Below are 16195 nucleotides of genomic sequence, written 5' to 3'. Positions count from 1 at the left end.
TGCGCAAGCCCGGGTTCGACCGTCGCCGTTGGCGTTTGCAGAGAACACGCAATGCCGCTGTCCAACGTTCACATCCTGCACGAGGATGACGCCATCCTGGTGATCAACAAACCGACCCTGTTGCTCTCGGTGCCCGGCCGGGCCGACGACAACAAGGACTGCCTGATCACCCGCCTGCAGGAAAACGGCTATCCCGACGCCCTGATCGTCCACCGCCTGGACTGGGAAACCTCGGGGATCATCCTCCTCGCCCGCGACGCCGACAGCCACCGCGAGCTGTCGCGGCAGTTCCACGACCGCGGAACCGAGAAGGCCTACACCGCACTGTGCTGGGGCCAGCCGGAGCGTGACAGCGGCAGCATCGACCTGCCGTTGCGCTACGACCCGCCGACCAAGCCGCGCCACGTGGTCGACCACGAGCAAGGCAAACATGCCCTGACCTTCTGGCGTATCGTCGAGCGCTGCGGCGATCACTGCCGGGTCGAGTTGACGCCGATCACCGGCCGCTCGCATCAACTGCGCGTGCACATGCTGTCGATCGGGCATCCGCTTCTGGGTGACCGCCTGTACGCCAACCCCGAAGCCCTGGCCGCCCACGAACGGCTGTGCCTGCACGCCAGCATGCTGAGCTTCACCCACCCGGTGACGGGTGAGCGCCTGAAGTTCGAGTGTCCGGCGCCGTTCTGACAATGCAGGCCTACTTTGAAGGCCATCGCGAGCAAGCTCGCTCCTACAGGCCATGACCCCTCGTAGGAGCGAGCTTGCTCGCGAGGCCCCGCCCCGCCTGCCACGCACCCCCTTCGCCCCACAAAAACCCGCGTCAGCCCTCGACCATCTGCGTTAAACTCGCGCCCACTGCTGTCTGGAGTGACTTATGCGCGACGCCCTGAACCAAGGCCTGATTGATTTCCTCAAAGCCTCCCCCACGCCCTTCCACGCCACCGCCAGCCTGGCCCAGCGCCTCGACGCCGCCGGCTACCAGCGCCTGGACGAGCGCGACAGTTGGGCCACGGTGCCCGGCGGTCGCTACTACCTGACCCGCAACGACTCTTCGATCATCGCCTTCAAGCTCGGCCGCCATTCGCCGCTGCTCGACGGCATCCGCCTGGTCGGCGCCCACACCGACAGCCCGTGCCTGCGGGTCAAGCCACAGCCGGAGCTGCAACGCCACGGTTTCTGGCAACTGGGCGTGGAAGTCTACGGCGGCGCGCTGCTCGCGCCCTGGTTCGACCGCGACCTGTCGCTGGCGGGCCGCGTCACCTTCCGCCGCGACGGCAAGGTGGAAAGCCAACTGGTGGACTTCAAGCTGCCGATCGCCGTGATCCCCAACCTGGCGATCCACCTCAACCGCACCGCCAACGAAGGCTGGGCGATCAATCCGCAACTGGAACTGCCGCCGATCCTGGCGCAGGTCGCCGGTGACGAACGCGTCGACTTCCGCGCCCTGCTCACCGAGCAACTGGCCCGCGAACACGGTCTCAACGCCGACGTGGTGCTGGATTACGAACTGAGCTTCTACGATACCCAGGACGCCGCATTGATCGGCCTGCACGGCGAGTTCATCGCCGGCGCGCGGCTGGACAACCTGCTCTCCTGCTACGCCGGCCTGCAAGCGCTGCTCAATGCCGACAGCGACGAAACCTGCGTGCTGGTCTGCACCGACCACGAAGAAGTCGGTTCGTGCTCGGCCTGCGGTGCCGACGGCCCGATGCTGGAGCAGACCCTGCGCCGCCTGCTGCCGGATGGCGACGAGTTCGTGCGCAGCATCCAGCGCTCGCTGCTGGTCTCGGCCGACAACGCCCACGGCGTGCACCCCAACTACGCCGACAAGCACGACGGCAACCACGGCCCGAAACTCAACGCCGGCCCGGTGATCAAGGTCAACAACAACCAGCGCTACGCCACCAACAGCGAAACCGCCGGTTTCTTCCGCCACCTGTGCATGGCCGAGGAAGTCCCGGTGCAGAGCTTCGTGGTCCGTAGCGATATGGGCTGCGGCTCGACCATCGGCCCGATCATCGCCAGCAACCTGGGCGTGCGCACCGTCGATATCGGCCTGCCGACCTTCGCCATGCACTCGATCCGCGAGCTGTGCGGCAGCCAGGACCTGGCGCATCTGGTCAAGGTGCTGACCGCCTTCTACCGCAGCCGCGAGCTGCCCTGAAGTCGACGCGGGGCGCTCTGCCCCGCCGTTTTCCAAACCGCGCGGACGCCCCGTTTGCGCGGACTGTGACACCGGTCAAACCGCTCCCGCCGCTTTGCGCCTATGCTGATGCCTGACATTTCCCAGGAAAAAGAAGGATCTTGCGCATGTCCGCGTTTCAATCGATGTTCCTCCCGGTGCTCGCCGGCCTGATCCTGCTGACCATCGGCTTCAGCAAGCGTGAAAGCAATTACGGGGTACTGATGATGTGGCTGGGCATGCTGTCGATACTCGGCATCATGGTCTGGAAGATCCTCGAGAAACTCGCCTGACAAATGCTCTACACTGCGCCGATCACGTGTTTGAGGTTGATCGTCCGGTGCCTGCCTTCCTGCGTTGTCTCGCCCTTTTCCTGTTGTTGTTCGGCGCCCTTGGCCCGGTGCATGCGGCCGGCCTGCCCAGCCTGCTCGGCGGTGGCGGCACAGCGCAGCCGCAAGCCAGCGAACCGCTGGGCAAGTCCCTCGATGAAGTCATCACCACCCTGGAAAACGACCAGCAACGCACTCGCCTGCTCAACGACCTGAAGAAGCTTCGCGACAGCACCCGCAAAGCCCAGCCCGAGCCGGAACAGGGTGTGCTGGGATTGATCGGCAGCACCTTCGCCGAGCTGGAAAAGCAGTTCAGCGGCGAGGCCAGCCCGTTCAAGCGCTGGGCCGCGGAAATGGAGCTGGCGCAGATCGAACTGGTCGCATTGAAAGTCCCGGTGCAGCAATGGCCCGCGATGTTCTTCGGTTTCATCGCCATCATCGCCTTGTGGAGCCTGCTGGCCTACGCGCTGAACTGGGTCAGTCATCAGGTGCGCCTGCGCTTCGGCCTCACCGAAGAACTGCCACAACATCCGCGCACCTGGGACCTGGTGCGCTTCGCCCTGCGCAAGCTCGGACCCTGGCTGGTCGCGCTGGTGATCACCGTCTACCTGAGCTTCGCCCTGCCCTCGTCGCTGGGCAAATCACTGGCCATGGTGCTGGCCTATGCACTGGTGGTGGGCACTTGCTTCTCGGCCATCTGTGTAATCGCCTTCTCCCTGCTGGACGGCCCTCATCGCCACCGCGCCCTGCATATCCTGCGGCACCAGGCTTTCCGCCCACTGTGGCTGATCGGTAGCTTCGCCGCCTTTGGCGAGGCAATGAACGATCCGCGCCTTTCCCTCGCCCTCGGCGGTCACCTGGCCCATGCCCTGGCAACCCTGGCCAATGTGCTGGCGGCCTTGTCGACGGCGCTGTTCATCCTGCGCTTCCGGCGTCCCATCGCCCACCTGATCCGCAACCAGCCGCTGGCCCAGCGCATCAAGCGCAAGGCACTGAGTGACACCATCGAGATCCTCGGCACGTTCTGGTTCCTGCCGGCGCTGGTGCTGGTGGGGATTTCCCTGTTCGCCACCTTCGTTTCCGCCGGCGACACCAGCACGGCGTTGCGCCAGTCGCTGATGTGCACCGTGCTGGTAATCCTGTGCATGGTGATCAATGGCCTGGTTCGCCGCCACGCCCTCAAGCCGCGCCGCGCCAACCGGCGCCAGGCGGTGTATACCGAGCGCCTGCGCAGCTTCGGCTACACCCTGTTGCACATGACCATCTGGCTGCTGTTCATCGAACTCGGCCTGCGGGTCTGGGGCTTTTCGCTGATCGCTTTCGCCGAAGGCGACGGCCATGAAGTCGCCATGCGCCTGGTCGGGCTCGCTGGCACCCTGGTTGCCGCGTGGCTGGTCTGGATCCTCGCCGACACCGCCGTGCACCACGCGCTCACCCGCTCGCGCAAGGGCCTGGCCAATGCTCGCGCGCAAACCATGATGCCGCTGATCCGCAACGTGCTGTTCGTGGCGATTTTCATCATCGCGCTGATCGTCGCCCTGGCGAACATGGGCATGAACGTCACCCCGCTGCTCGCCGGTGCCGGTGTCATCGGCCTGGCAATCGGCTTCGGCGCACAATCGCTGGTAGCCGACCTGATCACCGGGCTGTTCATCATCATCGAAGACTCCCTGGCCATCGACGACTACGTCGATGTCGGCGGCCACCTCGGCACCGTCGAAGGCCTGACCATCCGCACCGTGCGCTTGCGCGACATCGACGGCATCGTCCACACCATCCCGTTCAGCGAGATCAAGAGCATCAAGAACTACTCGCGTGAGTTCGGCTACGCGATCTTCCGCATCGCCATCCCCCACAGCATGAACATCGACCAGGCCATTACCCTGATCCGCGATGTCGGGCAGAAGATGCGCAACGACCCGCTGCAACGCCGCAACATCTGGTCGCCGCTGGAGTTGCAGGGCGTGGAAAGTTTCGAATCCGGCTCAGCGATCCTGCGGGCGCGGTTCAAGACCGCGCCGATCAAGCAGTGGGAAGTCTCCCGCGCCTTCAACCTGGCGCTCAAGCGCCGCCTCGACGAATCCGGGCTGGACCTGGCGACCCCGCGCCTGTCGGTGCAGGTGCTCACCACCCCAGGCGGCACGCCGGCCACCGGCACTGAAAACGCTTAGCCGGCGTCGGCACGAATGCGGATCGCGTCGTGCCGCCAGTACTCCAGGTCACAGTCGATCAGCCGTCCCGCCTGGTCGCTGTTGACCCGGGTGATGTGCAGGCCGGCACTTCCCGGCGTCACCTTCAGCGCCGAAGCCGCCGCCGCTGGCAAGGCTGTTGGCAATATCTCGAAACGCACCCGCCCGTAATGGATGTCGTAGTGCTGGGCATAGATTTCGGTCAGTGACTGACCGAGGTCGTGCTCAAGGATGCCCGGAAAGTAATCCGGGTTCAGGTAGTGCTCGGCATATAGCACCGCCCGCCCATCGATGCGCCGCAAACGGCAGATCTGGATAACGCTCGACAACGGCGGACGCTGTAGCCGCGCGCAGATTGCCGCCGCGGCCGGCAGCAAGCGCGCCGACAGCAGCTCGGTCGCCGGGGTGCGGCCCTGGTCGCGGACCATGGCGTGGAAGTGGCTGCGCTCGATCAAGTCGTAGGTCAGCCGCTGCGGCGCGACAAACCAGCCACGCCGCTCTTCACGGTAAATCAGGCCCTGCGCCTCCAGTTGCACCAGCGCCTCACGCAGGGTGATGCGGGTAGTGTCGAACACTTCACTGAGCTTGCGTTCGGCCGGCAGCTTGCAGCCCGAGGCGAGCAAGCCGTGTTCGATCTGCTCCTGCAGGGCATGGCAGATCGCTGTTACTGCGCGTGGCGGCAGTGCGTGCATCAACGGGTTCCTTTCTGGACTAGTCCAGCCTGTGCACAGCCCCATGACGGAGCAGCGACGCAATGCCGGACAACCTCTCAAGCCTAGGCAAAACAAATGAACAGTAGATGACAAGGCCGCCTGATGCTGGCCTGCGAACCCCGCAGAAAGCCTTGTCGGGCGCGGTTTTTCATCTGGTCTACGCTGTAACCCCAAGGTCAGTTGGCGGGCCTCGGGCTAGCGCCTCGACATCAAACTGTCATGCGAACTCCCTACCTTGGCTCAGGTATTGCTGACCTAGACCAACCGAACCGCAACGACGTCTTACCCCTTACACGTTTTGCAAGGCACCCCATTAAGGAGCTTCGGATGAAACAGCTTTTCCTGGCCTCTCTGTTAGGCGCGAGCATTGCCCTGTCCCACTCGGCCGTCGCCGCCGACACTGATCTCAAAGCCCTCGAAGATGCTGCCCGCAAGGAAGGCACCGTGAACAGCGTCGGCATGCCCGACGCCTGGGCCAACTGGAAAGGGACCTGGGCCGATCTGGCCAGCAAGTACGGTCTCAAGCACATGGACACCGACATGAGTTCGGCCCAGGAAGTGGCCAAGTTCGACGCCGAGAAAGACAACGCCAGCGCCGATATCGGTGACGTCGGCGCCGCCTTCGGCCCGATCGCCGTGACCAAGGGCGTGACCCAGCCCTACAAGCCGAGCACCTGGGACCAGGTACCCGACTGGGCCAAGGATCAGGACGGTCACTGGGCGCTGGCCTATACCGGCACCATCGCCTTCATCGTCAACAAGCAACTGGTGAAGGAAGAAGACATCCCGAAGACCTGGCATGACCTGGAAAAGGGCAAGTACAAGGTCGCCATCGGTGACGTCGGCACCGCCGCCCAGGCCGCCAACGGCGTACTGGCCGCAGCCATCGCCTACAAGGGTGACGAGAAGAACATCGAGCCGGGCCTGCAACTGTTCACCAAGCTGGCCCAGCAGAAGCGCCTGTCGCTGGCCAATCCGACCATCCAGACGCTGGAGAAGGGTGAGATCGAAGTGGGCGTGGTCTGGGACTTCAACGGCCTGAGCTACCGCGAGCAGATCGATCCGAAGCGCTTCGAAGTGCTGATCCCCTCCGATGGCTCGGTGATCTCCGGCTACACCACCATCATCAACAAATACGCCAAGCACCCGAACGCCGCCAAGCTGACCCGCGAGTACATCTTCAGCGATGCCGGCCAGACCAACCTGGCCATCGGTCACGCCCGGCCGATCCGCGCCGACCACCTGAAGCTGCCGGCCGAGGTTCAGGCCAAGCTGCTGCCGAACGAGCAATACCAGGCCGCGCAACCGATCAAGGATGCCGCAGCGTGGGAAGCCACCTCGAAGGCCCTGCCGCAGAAGTGGCAGGAGCAGGTCATCATCGAGATGGAGTGAGGCCCTATCGCGAGCACGCTCGCTCCTACAGACGATCGCGCCGTTCGTGTAGGAGCGAGCTTGCTCGCGATTGACCGCACCGCCGCTTTCGGAGCTTCCAATGAACCACAACGTCATCCTGGTCCTGCTCGACGGTCTCAATCACCAGGTCGCGCACCATGCCATGGGCCACCTGCACGCCTACGTCGAAGCTGACCGCGCCGCACTGTACCGCCTCGAATGCGAGCTTCCGGCGCTGTCCCGCCCGCTCTACGAATGCATCCTCACCGGCGTGCCACCGATCGATAGCGGCATCGTGCACAACCAGGTTTCCCGCCTGTCCACCGAGCGCAGCATCTTCCACTACGCCCGCGACGCCGGCGTGGGCACCGCCGCGGCGGCCTATCACTGGGTCAGCGAGCTGTACAACCGCACGCCGTTCGACCCGGTGCGCGATCGCCACACGAACGCGCCCAAGCTGCCGATCCAGCACGGCCTGTTCTATTACGCCGACCACTACCCGGACTCGCACCTGTTCGCCGATGCCGAATACCTGCGGCGCAAGTACCGGCCCGGCTTTCTCCTGGTGCACCCGATGAACATCGACGACGCCGGCCACCGCCATGGCCTCGACAGCAGCCAGTACCGCAACAGCGCACGCAGCGCCGACATTCTCCTGGCCGACTACCTCGGCACCTGGCTCGCCGAGGGCTACCAAGTGCTGGTGACCGCCGACCACGGCATGAACAACGACCGCTCGCACAACGGCCTGCTGCCGGAAGAACGTGACGTGCCGCTGTTCGTGTTCGGCGACGGCTTCAGCCTTGACCCCAACGCCAAGCCCCTGCAAACCGAGCTGTGCGGAACCATCTGCGAACTGCTCGGTGTGGCCCACGACAAACCGTTCTGCCGGGAGTTGCTTTCGTGAATCCGCTGACCCGCGGCAAGTGGCTGGCGCTGCTATGCCTGCTGCCCTTCGCAGTGTTCTTCATCATTTTCCAGATCGCCCCGCTGGCCTGGGTGGCGATCCACAGTCTGCAAGCCGAAAGCGGCTGGGGCCTGGACAACTTCAGCAAGATCTTCGCCTCGAAGTTCTACCGCCAGGCGATCCAGCACAGCCTGGAAATCAGCTTCTGGTCGAGCCTGTTCGGGATCGTCATCGCGGTGCTCGGCGCCTATTCGCTGCAGCGGGTGGACTCGCGCCTGCGGGATTTCGTCAACGCCTTCGCCAACATGACCAGCAACTTCTCCGGGGTGCCGCTGGCCTTCGCCTTCATCATCCTGCTCGGCTTCAACGGCGCCCTGACCCTGGCACTCAAGCAGGCCGGGCTGATCGAGGACTTCAACCTCTATTCCAAGACCGGGCTGATCATCCTCTATACCTACTTCCAGATTCCGCTCGGCGTGCTGCTGCTCTACCCGGCCTTCGATGCCCTGCGCGAAGACTGGCGCGAGTCGGCCGCGCTGCTCGGCGCCAACGCCTGGCAGTACTGGCGGCATATCGGCCTGCCGGTGCTGACCCCGGCGCTGCTGGGCACCTTCGTCATCCTCCTGGCCAACGCCCTCGGCGCCTACGCCACGGTGTACGCGCTGACCACCGGCAACTTCAACGTGCTGCCGATCCGCATCGCCGCGCTGGTGGCCGGTGATATTTCCCTCGACCCGAACCTGGCCAGTGCCCTGGCGATCATCCTCGTCGGGCTGATGAGCCTGGTGACCCTGGTCCATCAATGGCTGCTGAAGAGGAGCTACCATGTTGCGCGCTGAACCGGGGGCCAGCCGCCTCTACCACCGGCTGGTGGTGTGGGTGCTGTTCCTGATCCTGTTGCTGCCGCTGGCCGGCACCCTGCTCTATTCGTTGTCCACCAGTTGGTCGGCGAGCCTGCTGCCCAGCGGCCTGACCTTTAAATGGTACGTGGCGCTGTGGAGCGACCCGCGCTTTCTCACCGCCTTCGCCCAGTCGCTGCTGGTCTGCGTTGGCGCGCTGCTGCTGTCGGTGCTGCTGATCCTGCCGCTGCTGTTCGTGGTGCACTACCACTTCCCGCGGCTCGACGCGCTGATGAACATCCTCATCCTGCTGCCCTTCGCCGTGCCCCCGGTGGTGTCCTCGGTGGGGCTGCTGCAACTCTACGGTTCGGGGCCGATGGCCATGGTCGGTACGCCGTGGATTCTGATCGGCTGCTACTTCACCGTGGCGCTGCCGTTCATGTACCGGGCGATCACCAACAACCTCCAAGCGATCAACCTGCGCGACCTGATGGACGCCGCCCAACTGCTCGGCGCCAGCACCTGGCAGGCGGCGTTCCTGGTGGTGCTGCCGAACCTGCGCAAGGGCCTGATGGTGGCGCTGCTGCTGTCGTTCTCGTTCCTGTTCGGCGAGTTCGTCTTCGCCAACCTGCTGGTGGGCACCCGCTACGAGACCCTGCAGGTCTACCTCAACAACATGCGCAACAGCAGCGGCCACTTCAACAGTGCCCTGGTGATTTCCTACTTCCTCTTCGTACTGGTGCTGACCTGGGCAGCCAACCGCCTGAACAAGGACAAGACCTGATATGAGCTTCGTCAGCATCCAGAACCTGGAAAAGACCTACGCCGGCAGCCCGGTGTTCAAGGACATCAACTTCGAGATCCAGCGCGGCGAGTTCATCACCCTGCTCGGCCCGTCCGGCTGTGGCAAATCCACCCTGCTGCGCTGCATCGCCGGGCTGACACCGGTGGACAGCGGCAAGATCCTCCTCGACGGCCATGACCTGGTCCCGCAGAGCCCGCAGAAACGCGGGATCGGCATGGTGTTCCAGAGCTACGCACTGTTCCCCAACATGACCGTCGCGCAGAACGTCGCCTTCGGCCTGCGCATGCAGAAGGTCAAGGGCGACGACAGCAAGACCCGCGTGCAGGAAGCCCTGCGCATGGTCGAGCTACAGGACTTCGCCGGACGCTACCCGCACCAGCTTTCCGGCGGGCAATGCCAGCGCGTGGCGTTGGCGCGCTCGCTGGTGACCCGGCCGCGCCTGCTGTTGCTGGACGAGCCGCTGTCGGCCCTCGACGCGCGGATTCGCAAGCACCTGCGCGAACAGATCCGCCAGATCCAGCGTGAACTGGGACTGACCACGGTGTTCGTCACCCACGACCAAGAAGAAGCCCTGACCCTGTCCGACCGCATCTTCCTGATGAACCAGGGCAAGATTGTCCAGAGCGGCGACGCCGAAACCCTCTATACCGCGCCGGTGGACGCGTTTGCCGCGGGCTTCATCGGCAACTACAACCTGCTCGACGCCGACAGCGCCAGCCGCCTGCTGCAACGCCCGGTGACTGCCCGCCTGGCGATCCGCCCGGAAGCCATCGCGATCAGCCTCCACGGCGAGCTGGACGGCCAGGTCCGCAGCCACAGCCTGCTGGGCAACATCATCCGCTACCGGGTCGAAGCCCGCGGCGTCGAGTTGCTGGTGGACGTGCTGAACCGCTCATCCGCAGATCTCTATCCGGACGGACAACGGGTATCCTTGTCGATCGATCCAACTGCCCTGCGCGAAGTCGCGTAGGGGATGCACGGGAGTTTTCTTGAATGGCTTTAGCGATCTTCGATCTCGACGAAACCCTGATCCACGGCGACTGCGCCTCGCTGTGGAGCGAGCAGATGGTCCGCCTGGGCTGGGTCGACGGCCCGTCTTTCCTGCGCCGCGACCATGAATTGATGGAAGCCTACGGCAAGGGCCACCTGGCCATGGAAGACTACATGGCGTTCAGCCTGGAGCCCGTGGCCGGCCGCACGCCCGAGGAAGTCGAGCACCTGGTGGAACCCTGGGTCGAGGACTTCATCGAACCGATCATCTTCAGCGACGCCTGCCGCTGCATCGCCGAGCACCGGCGCAAGGGCGACCGGATCCTGGTGATCTCCGCCTCGGGCACGCACCTGGTCGGGCCGATCGCGGCGCGGCTGGGCATCGACGAGTTTCTTGCGATCGAGCTGGAAGTGGTCAACGGCGTGTACAGCGGCAAGACCAGCGGTGTGCTCACCTATCGCGAAGGCAAGATCACCCGGTTGCTGGAGTGGCTGGATCAGGAAGAAGAGAACCTGGAAGGGGCGAGTTTCTATTCGGACTCGCGCAATGACCTGCCGCTATTGCTGAAGGTGGATCACCCGCATGTGGTCAACCCGGACCCGGTGTTGCGCGAGCATGCGGAGAAGAATGGCTGGCCGGTGCTGGCCTGGAGTTGATTCGCGGCCAATGAGGGCCTCATCGCGGCGATGAGGCCCTGACCATCACACCAGTTCTGGATCGATCACCAACACCAGCTTCCCGGACACCTGGTTCCCCTCCAGTTCCGCAAAGGCTGCTTCGGCGTCCTTCACCGGATAGCTGCGCACCAGTTGCGGTTTCAGCCGGCCTTCGGCGAACAACGGCCATACCTGCTGCTGCAGATCGCTGAGCAGGTCCGCCTTGAACTGATCGTCGCGGTTGCGCAGGGTCGAGCCGGTCACCTGGATGCGCTTGCCCAGCAGCAGGGCGAGGTCCAGATCGGCCTTGCGCCCGCCCATCAGGCCGATGATGACCCAGCGTCCATCGCGGCCCAGCAGCTTCAGGTTCAGCGCCGCATAGCTGGCGCCCACCGGATCGAGGACTACGTCGAACGGCGCGAAATCATTCAGCGCCTCCAGATCATCGCCACGCACCACGCCACCGCTGGCGCCCAGGCTTTCGCAATACGCCAGGCGCTCGGAGGAACCGACACTGACCCAGCACGGGCTGCCAAAGGCCTTGCACAACTGGATCGCTGCCGAGCCCACGCCACTGGCGCCGGCGTGCAGCAACACCTTCTCACCGGGCCTCAGGCCGCCAAGCTGGAACAGATTAAGCCAGGCGGTGGCGTACACCTCAGGCACCGCGGCCGCTTCGTGCAAGCTCAGACTGTCTGGCACGGCCATCACATGACGGGCATCAGCCACCACTTCCTCGGCCATGCCACCGCCCGCCAGCAACGCGCAGACCCGGTCACCGACCTGCCACGACGAACCGGCACCCACCTCGGTAATCACCCCGGAGCATTCCAGGCCAAGGTATTCACTGGCGCCAGGCGGCGGCGGGTAGAGACCGGCACGCTGTAGCAGGTCGGCGCGATTCAGACCAGCAGCGGCAACACGAATTCGTACTTGACCTACATCGCAGGTTGGACTTGTCGTATCAACCCACTCCACATGTCCTTCAACGCCTTGCAATGCCTTCACAGTGCCTCCATAGTTGAGTCAAGACTGAGCCTGGGTGCTGTGGCCCCGGGCTTTTTGCATTATGCGACCGGCTCCATGGAGCCGGCGAATTCAAAGACGGCCCACTATGCGTTATCAATTGCCCCTGCGTCGAATCAGCATGAAGCACTTTCTTCCCAGCACCGCCCTCGCCCTGCTGATCGGCCTTGGCAGCCTGCCCCTCGCGGGCAATGCACTGGCCGCCAACAGTTGGGAATCGCTGCACCCGGACCGCGACCAGGTGGTCGCCAGCCTGAACGTGGTCGAGTTGCTCAAGCGCCACCACTACAGCAAGCCGCCCCTCAACGACGCCCGCTCGGTCATCATCTACGACAGCTACATCAAGCTGTTGGACCCGGCGCGCATCTACTTCACCGCGGGTGATATCGCCGAGTTCGACAAGTGGAAGGCCCAGTTCGACGACTTCCTCAAGAGCGGCAACCTGGAGCCCGGCTTCGATATCTACAAGCGTTACCTGGACCGCGTGAAGTCGCGTCTCGACTTCACCCTGGCCGAGCTGAACAAAGGCATCGACAAGATCGACTTCACGGTCAGCGAAACCCTGCTGGTGGACCGCAAGGACGCCCCGTGGATGAAGACCGACGCCGAGCTGGATGACCTGTGGCGCAAACGTCTGAAAGACGAAGTGCTGCGCCTGAAGATCGCCGGTAAGGAACCCAAGGCCATCCAGGAACTGCTGACAAAGCGCTACAAGAACCAACTGTCGCGCCTTGACCAGACCCGTTCGGAAGACATCTTCCAGGCCTACATCAATACCTTCGCCCAGTCCTACGACCCGCACACCAACTACCTGTCGCCGGACAACGCGGAAAACTTCGACATCAACATGAGCCTGTCGCTGGAAGGTATCGGCGCAGTACTGCAGAGCGACAACGACCAGGTCAAGATCGTGCGCCTGGTACCGGCCGGCCCTGCCGCCAAGACCAAGCAGGTCGCACCCGCCGACAAGATCATCGGTGTCGCCCAGGGCGACAAGGAAATGGTCGACGTGATCGGCTGGCGCCTGGACGAAGTGGTCAAGCTGATCCGCGGTCCGAAAGGCTCGGTGGTACGCCTGGAAGTGATTCCGGCGAACAACGCGCCGAACGACCAGACCAGCAAGATCGTCTCGATCACCCGCGAAGCGGTGAAGCTGGAAGAGCAGGCGGCGAAAAAATCCGTGCTCAACCTCAAGCAGGATGGCCGCGACTACAAGCTCGGCATCATCGAGATTCCGGCCTTCTACCTCGACTTCAAGGCCTTCCGTGCCGGCGATCCGGAGTACAAGAGCACCACCCGCGACGTGAAGAAACTGCTCACCGAGCTGCAGAAGGAAAAAGTCGACGGCGTGGTCATCGACCTGCGCAACAACGGCGGCGGCTCCCTTCAGGAAGCCACCGAGCTGACCAGCCTGTTCATCGACAAGGGCCCGACCGTGCTGGTGCGCAACAGCGATGGCCGCGTGGACGTGCTCGAAGACGAGAACAGCGGCGCCTTCTACAAAGGTCCGTTGGCACTGCTGGTCAACCGCCTCTCGGCTTCGGCCTCGGAGATCTTCGCCGGCGCCATGCAGGACTACCACCGCGCGCTGATCATCGGCGGCCAGACCTTCGGCAAGGGCACCGTGCAGACCATCCAGCCGCTCAACCATGGCGAGCTGAAGCTGACCCTGGCCAAGTTCTACCGCGTGTCCGGCCAGAGCACCCAGCACCAGGGCGTACTGCCTGACATCGATTACCCGTCGATCATCGACACCAAGGAAATCGGCGAAAGCGCCCTGCCCGAAGCGATGCCGTGGGACACCATCCGCCCGGCGATCAAACCGGCCAGCGATCCGTTCAAGCCGTTCCTTGCGCAACTCAAGAACCGCCACGACGACCGCAGCGCCAAGGACCCGGAGTTCGTCTACATTCGCGATCGCCTGGCCCTGACCCAGAAGCTGATGAGCGAGAAGACCGTCAGCCTCAACGAGGTCGAGCGCCGTGCGCAGCACGCCGATATCGAAAACAAGCAACTGGTCCTGGAAAACACCCGCCGCAAGGCCAAGGGTGAGGAACCGCTGAAGGAACTGAAGAAGGAAGACGAAGACGCCATCCCCGCCGAGCCGGACGATACCAAGCCGGAAGACGATGCTTACCTGAGCGAAACCGGGCGCATCCTGCTGGACTACCTGAGCCTGAATTCGGCGGTGGCCAAGCACTGAAAAGTGGCTGAAACGATAATGGCGAAATAGTATGAGCGCATAGCGTTACGTCATTAAACAGTCATCAAACTGTCGTGAAATAAGGGACTGAGCACCACTGGCGCTCAGTCCCTTTTTTTCAAGGTAGTCCCGACATGACCATGACCGAACAGCTCAGCGCGTTGAGTTCCATCCTGACTCAAAGCGGCTTGCACAGCCTGTTCCAGCCCATCGTCTGCCTCTCCGAACGGCGCATCCTCGGTTACGAAGCCTTGAGCCGCGGCCCGTCCAACAGCCCGTTGCACTCGCCGATCAACCTGTTCGCCGTGGCACGCCACGCCGGTCGCCTGACCGAGCTGGAAATCGCCTGCCGGGAAAGCGCCTGCCGCCGCTTCAGCCAGCAGAAACTGGACGGCAAGCTGTTCCTCAACGTCTCGCCCGAGTCGTTGCTCGAACCGCAATACCAGTCCGGGCTGACCCTCAAGCTGTTGCAGAACCTCGGCATCCCCGCCAGCCAGGTGGTCATCGAGCTGACCGAGCAAACCCCCACCGACGACTTCCAACTGCTGTTCAACGCCCTGCACCATTACCGCGACATGGGCTTTTCCATTGCCCTGGACGACCTCGGTGCCGGCTATTCGAGCCTGCGCCTGTGGTCCGAGCTGCGCCCGGACTACGTGAAGATCGACCGCCACTTCATCGACGGCATCCACCTGGACGCGGTCAAGCGCGAGTTCGTCGGTTCCATCCTGCAGATCGCCAAGGCCTCGCGGGCCAAGGTGATCGCCGAAGGCATCGAGCTGGCCGAGGAGCTGGCGGTGCTGACCGAGATGGGCGTCGACCTGGTCCAGGGCTATTTCATCAGCCGCCCGCAGGAGCAGCCGCCACGGGACGCCGCGCAATTGCTGCCCGGTCCGGTGACGAGCAGCGTACCGGCGCTGGTCGACGAACCCTCGGACCTCGGCGCCTTGCTGATCGAGCAACCAGCGGTCACCGGCAGTACCGCCACGCCGAAGGTGCTGGAAGCGTTCCGTCGTCAGGCCAACCTCAACTCGCTGGCGGTGCTTGATGAGCAGCAGCGGCCTTGTGGCATCGTCCACCGCCACTCGCTCTCGGATGCGCTGCTCAAGCCCTTCGCCACCGACCTGTTCGCGCGCAAGCCGATCAGCCGGCTGATGAACGAGGACTTCCTCGCCGTGGAACTGACCCAATCGTTGCAGACCGTCAGCCGCTTGCTCACCAGCCGCGCCCGTCAGCGCATTGAAGAAGATTTCATCATTACCCACCTCGGCCGCTACGTTGGTCTGGGGCGGGTCATCGACGTGCTCAAGCTGATCACCGAGCAGAAGATCCAGCAGGCTCGCTATGCCAACCCGCTGACCCTGCTGCCGGGCAACGTGCCGATCAAGCAGTGCCTGACCCGCTTGCTGCAGCAGCAGCGCAAGGCGGCAATCTGCTACGTCGACATCGACAGCTTCAAGCCCTTCAACGATATCTACGGCTACGCCCGGGGCGATGAAGTCTTGTTGTGCCTGGCCCAGTGCCTGAATGATCGCGTGGATCCGGCCCGGGATTTCGTCGGACATATCGGCGGCGACGATTTCATGCTGGTGCTCGGCTCACTGGATTGGGAGCAGCGCCTGAACGTGCTGCTGGAGGACTTTCAAAAGCAATGCCGGCGTTTCTACCGCGCCGAGCATGTGGAAGCCGGCTGTTTCATTGCGCACAACCGCCTCGGCCAGCGTCAGGAATTTCCCCTGCTGTCGCTGTCCATCGGTGTCGTGCAGTTGCGCCCGGAAGCCTGCGCGCAGCTCGATGCCGACCAGTTGGCCGACCTCGCCTCGCAGGCCAAGCACCACGCCAAGGATGTCGCCGGCCACAGCCTGTACCTGATCGATACCGCTGTCGCCTGAACGAAAAAACCGGGGCCAGGCCTAATGTCAGTCAGTTAGCGTTTTATGCAGCCCTTCGCGAGCAAGCTCGC

14 protein-coding genes are annotated in these 16195 nt (G+C 63.8%); 12 read left to right on the top strand and 2 right to left on the bottom strand.

All coding sequences use genetic code 11. The features are described from left to right. Positions 1-51: 51 nt before the first annotated feature. The 4 genes from NTD88_RS00555 (at position 52) to NTD88_RS00540 (ending at position 4682) form a co-directional block, all read left to right on the top strand. The gene (locus tag NTD88_RS00555) at positions 52-687 is read left to right on the top strand and encodes an RluA family pseudouridine synthase (RefSeq protein WP_262155499.1); all 636 of its coding nucleotides are present in this window, start codon (positions 52-54) and stop codon (positions 685-687) included. 187 nt (positions 688-874) lie between these two features. Next, a complete protein-coding gene (locus NTD88_RS00550; RefSeq protein WP_095155457.1) occupies positions 875-2164 on the top strand; it encodes a M18 family aminopeptidase in 1290 nt (429 codons plus the stop codon). A 146-nt stretch (positions 2165-2310) separates the two neighbouring features. Beyond that, the gene (locus NTD88_RS00545; protein ID WP_177454411.1) at positions 2311-2475 is read left to right on the top strand and encodes a hypothetical protein; all 165 of its coding nucleotides are present in this window, start codon (positions 2311-2313) and stop codon (positions 2473-2475) included. A 47-nt stretch (positions 2476-2522) separates the two neighbouring features. Then, positions 2523-4682, top strand: a complete 2160-nt coding sequence (locus tag NTD88_RS00540; RefSeq protein ID WP_262155500.1) for a mechanosensitive ion channel family protein — start codon at positions 2523-2525, stop codon at positions 4680-4682. On the opposite strand, the gene NTD88_RS00535 is transcribed toward NTD88_RS00540, so the two are convergent. Beyond that, a complete protein-coding gene (locus NTD88_RS00535) occupies positions 4679-5392 on the bottom strand; it encodes a UTRA domain-containing protein (RefSeq protein ID WP_095155456.1) in 714 nt (237 codons plus the stop codon). The genes NTD88_RS00540 and NTD88_RS00535 overlap by 4 nt on opposite strands. A gap of 348 nt (positions 5393-5740) precedes the next feature. On the opposite strand from NTD88_RS00535, the gene NTD88_RS00530 reads away from it, so the two are divergent. From NTD88_RS00530 to NTD88_RS00505, 6 genes are all read left to right on the top strand, one after another. Beyond that, positions 5741-6805, top strand: coding sequence for an ABC transporter substrate-binding protein (locus tag NTD88_RS00530; protein WP_095155455.1), 1065 nt, complete (start codon positions 5741-5743; stop codon positions 6803-6805). Positions 6806-6905: 100 nt separating this feature from the next. Beyond that, complete coding sequence (locus NTD88_RS00525; protein ID WP_262155501.1) at positions 6906-7712, top strand: alkaline phosphatase family protein; 807 nt, start codon at positions 6906-6908, stop codon at positions 7710-7712. Then, positions 7709-8551 (top strand): ABC transporter permease, encoded by an 843-nt coding sequence (locus NTD88_RS00520; RefSeq protein ID WP_095155453.1) that lies wholly within the window; start codon positions 7709-7711, stop codon positions 8549-8551. The genes NTD88_RS00525 and NTD88_RS00520 overlap by 4 nt, the downstream gene beginning before the upstream one ends. Next, complete coding sequence (locus NTD88_RS00515) at positions 8538-9335, top strand: ABC transporter permease (protein ID WP_095155452.1); 798 nt, start codon at positions 8538-8540, stop codon at positions 9333-9335. The genes NTD88_RS00520 and NTD88_RS00515 overlap by 14 nt, the downstream gene beginning before the upstream one ends. A 1-nt stretch (position 9336) precedes the next feature. Next, complete coding sequence (locus NTD88_RS00510) at positions 9337-10326, top strand: ABC transporter ATP-binding protein (RefSeq protein ID WP_262128993.1); 990 nt, start codon at positions 9337-9339, stop codon at positions 10324-10326. Positions 10327-10349: 23 nt separating this feature from the next. After that, the gene (locus NTD88_RS00505) at positions 10350-11003 is read left to right on the top strand and encodes an HAD family hydrolase (protein WP_110969203.1); all 654 of its coding nucleotides are present in this window, start codon (positions 10350-10352) and stop codon (positions 11001-11003) included. Between the two features lie 45 nt (positions 11004-11048). Here NTD88_RS00505 and NTD88_RS00500 read toward each other — a convergent pair whose 3' ends face one another. Then, positions 11049-12011, bottom strand: a complete 963-nt coding sequence (locus NTD88_RS00500) for an NAD(P)H-quinone oxidoreductase (protein ID WP_262155502.1) — start codon at positions 12009-12011, stop codon at positions 11049-11051. Between the two features lie 139 nt (positions 12012-12150). On the opposite strand from NTD88_RS00500, the gene NTD88_RS00495 reads away from it, so the two are divergent. Together NTD88_RS00495 and NTD88_RS00490 are read left to right on the top strand one after the other, a co-directional pair. After that, positions 12151-14232, top strand: coding sequence for a carboxy terminal-processing peptidase (locus tag NTD88_RS00495; protein WP_177454410.1), 2082 nt, complete (start codon positions 12151-12153; stop codon positions 14230-14232). A 134-nt stretch (positions 14233-14366) separates the two neighbouring features. After that, on the top strand, positions 14367-16124 hold the full coding sequence (locus tag NTD88_RS00490) for a bifunctional diguanylate cyclase/phosphodiesterase (RefSeq protein ID WP_095155447.1): 1758 nt from the start codon (positions 14367-14369) through the stop codon (positions 16122-16124). Positions 16125-16195 lie beyond the last annotated feature (71 nt).

The organism is Pseudomonas sp. 20P_3.2_Bac5, from assembly GCF_025466035.1.
Classification (GTDB): domain Bacteria; phylum Pseudomonadota; class Gammaproteobacteria; order Pseudomonadales; family Pseudomonadaceae; genus Aquipseudomonas.
Note: the sequence above shows the minus strand (reverse complement) of the source record. Positions and strands in the feature narration are given on the sequence as shown.

What these genes read in the sequence shown, in the direction of transcription:
- NTD88_RS00555 (WP_262155499.1), top strand. Translation starts at nt 52, where the DNA reads ATGCCGCTGTCCAACGTTCACATCCTGCACGAGGATGACGCCATCCTG.
- NTD88_RS00550 (WP_095155457.1), top strand. Translation starts at nt 875, where the DNA reads ATGCGCGACGCCCTGAACCAAGGCCTGATTGATTTCCTCAAAGCCTCC.
- NTD88_RS00545 (WP_177454411.1), top strand. Translation starts at nt 2,311, where the DNA reads ATGTCCGCGTTTCAATCGATGTTCCTCCCGGTGCTCGCCGGCCTGATC.
- NTD88_RS00535 (WP_095155456.1), bottom strand. Translation starts at nt 5,392, where the DNA reads ATGCACGCACTGCCGCCACGCGCAGTAACAGCGATCTGCCATGCCCTG.
- NTD88_RS00530 (WP_095155455.1), top strand. Translation starts at nt 5,741, where the DNA reads ATGAAACAGCTTTTCCTGGCCTCTCTGTTAGGCGCGAGCATTGCCCTG.
- NTD88_RS00525 (WP_262155501.1), top strand. Translation starts at nt 6,906, where the DNA reads ATGAACCACAACGTCATCCTGGTCCTGCTCGACGGTCTCAATCACCAG.
- NTD88_RS00515 (WP_095155452.1), top strand. Translation starts at nt 8,538, where the DNA reads ATGTTGCGCGCTGAACCGGGGGCCAGCCGCCTCTACCACCGGCTGGTG.
- NTD88_RS00510 (WP_262128993.1), top strand. Translation starts at nt 9,337, where the DNA reads ATGAGCTTCGTCAGCATCCAGAACCTGGAAAAGACCTACGCCGGCAGC.
- NTD88_RS00505 (WP_110969203.1), top strand. Translation starts at nt 10,350, where the DNA reads ATGGCTTTAGCGATCTTCGATCTCGACGAAACCCTGATCCACGGCGAC.
- NTD88_RS00495 (WP_177454410.1), top strand. Translation starts at nt 12,151, where the DNA reads ATGAAGCACTTTCTTCCCAGCACCGCCCTCGCCCTGCTGATCGGCCTT.
- NTD88_RS00490 (WP_095155447.1), top strand. Translation starts at nt 14,367, where the DNA reads ATGACCATGACCGAACAGCTCAGCGCGTTGAGTTCCATCCTGACTCAA.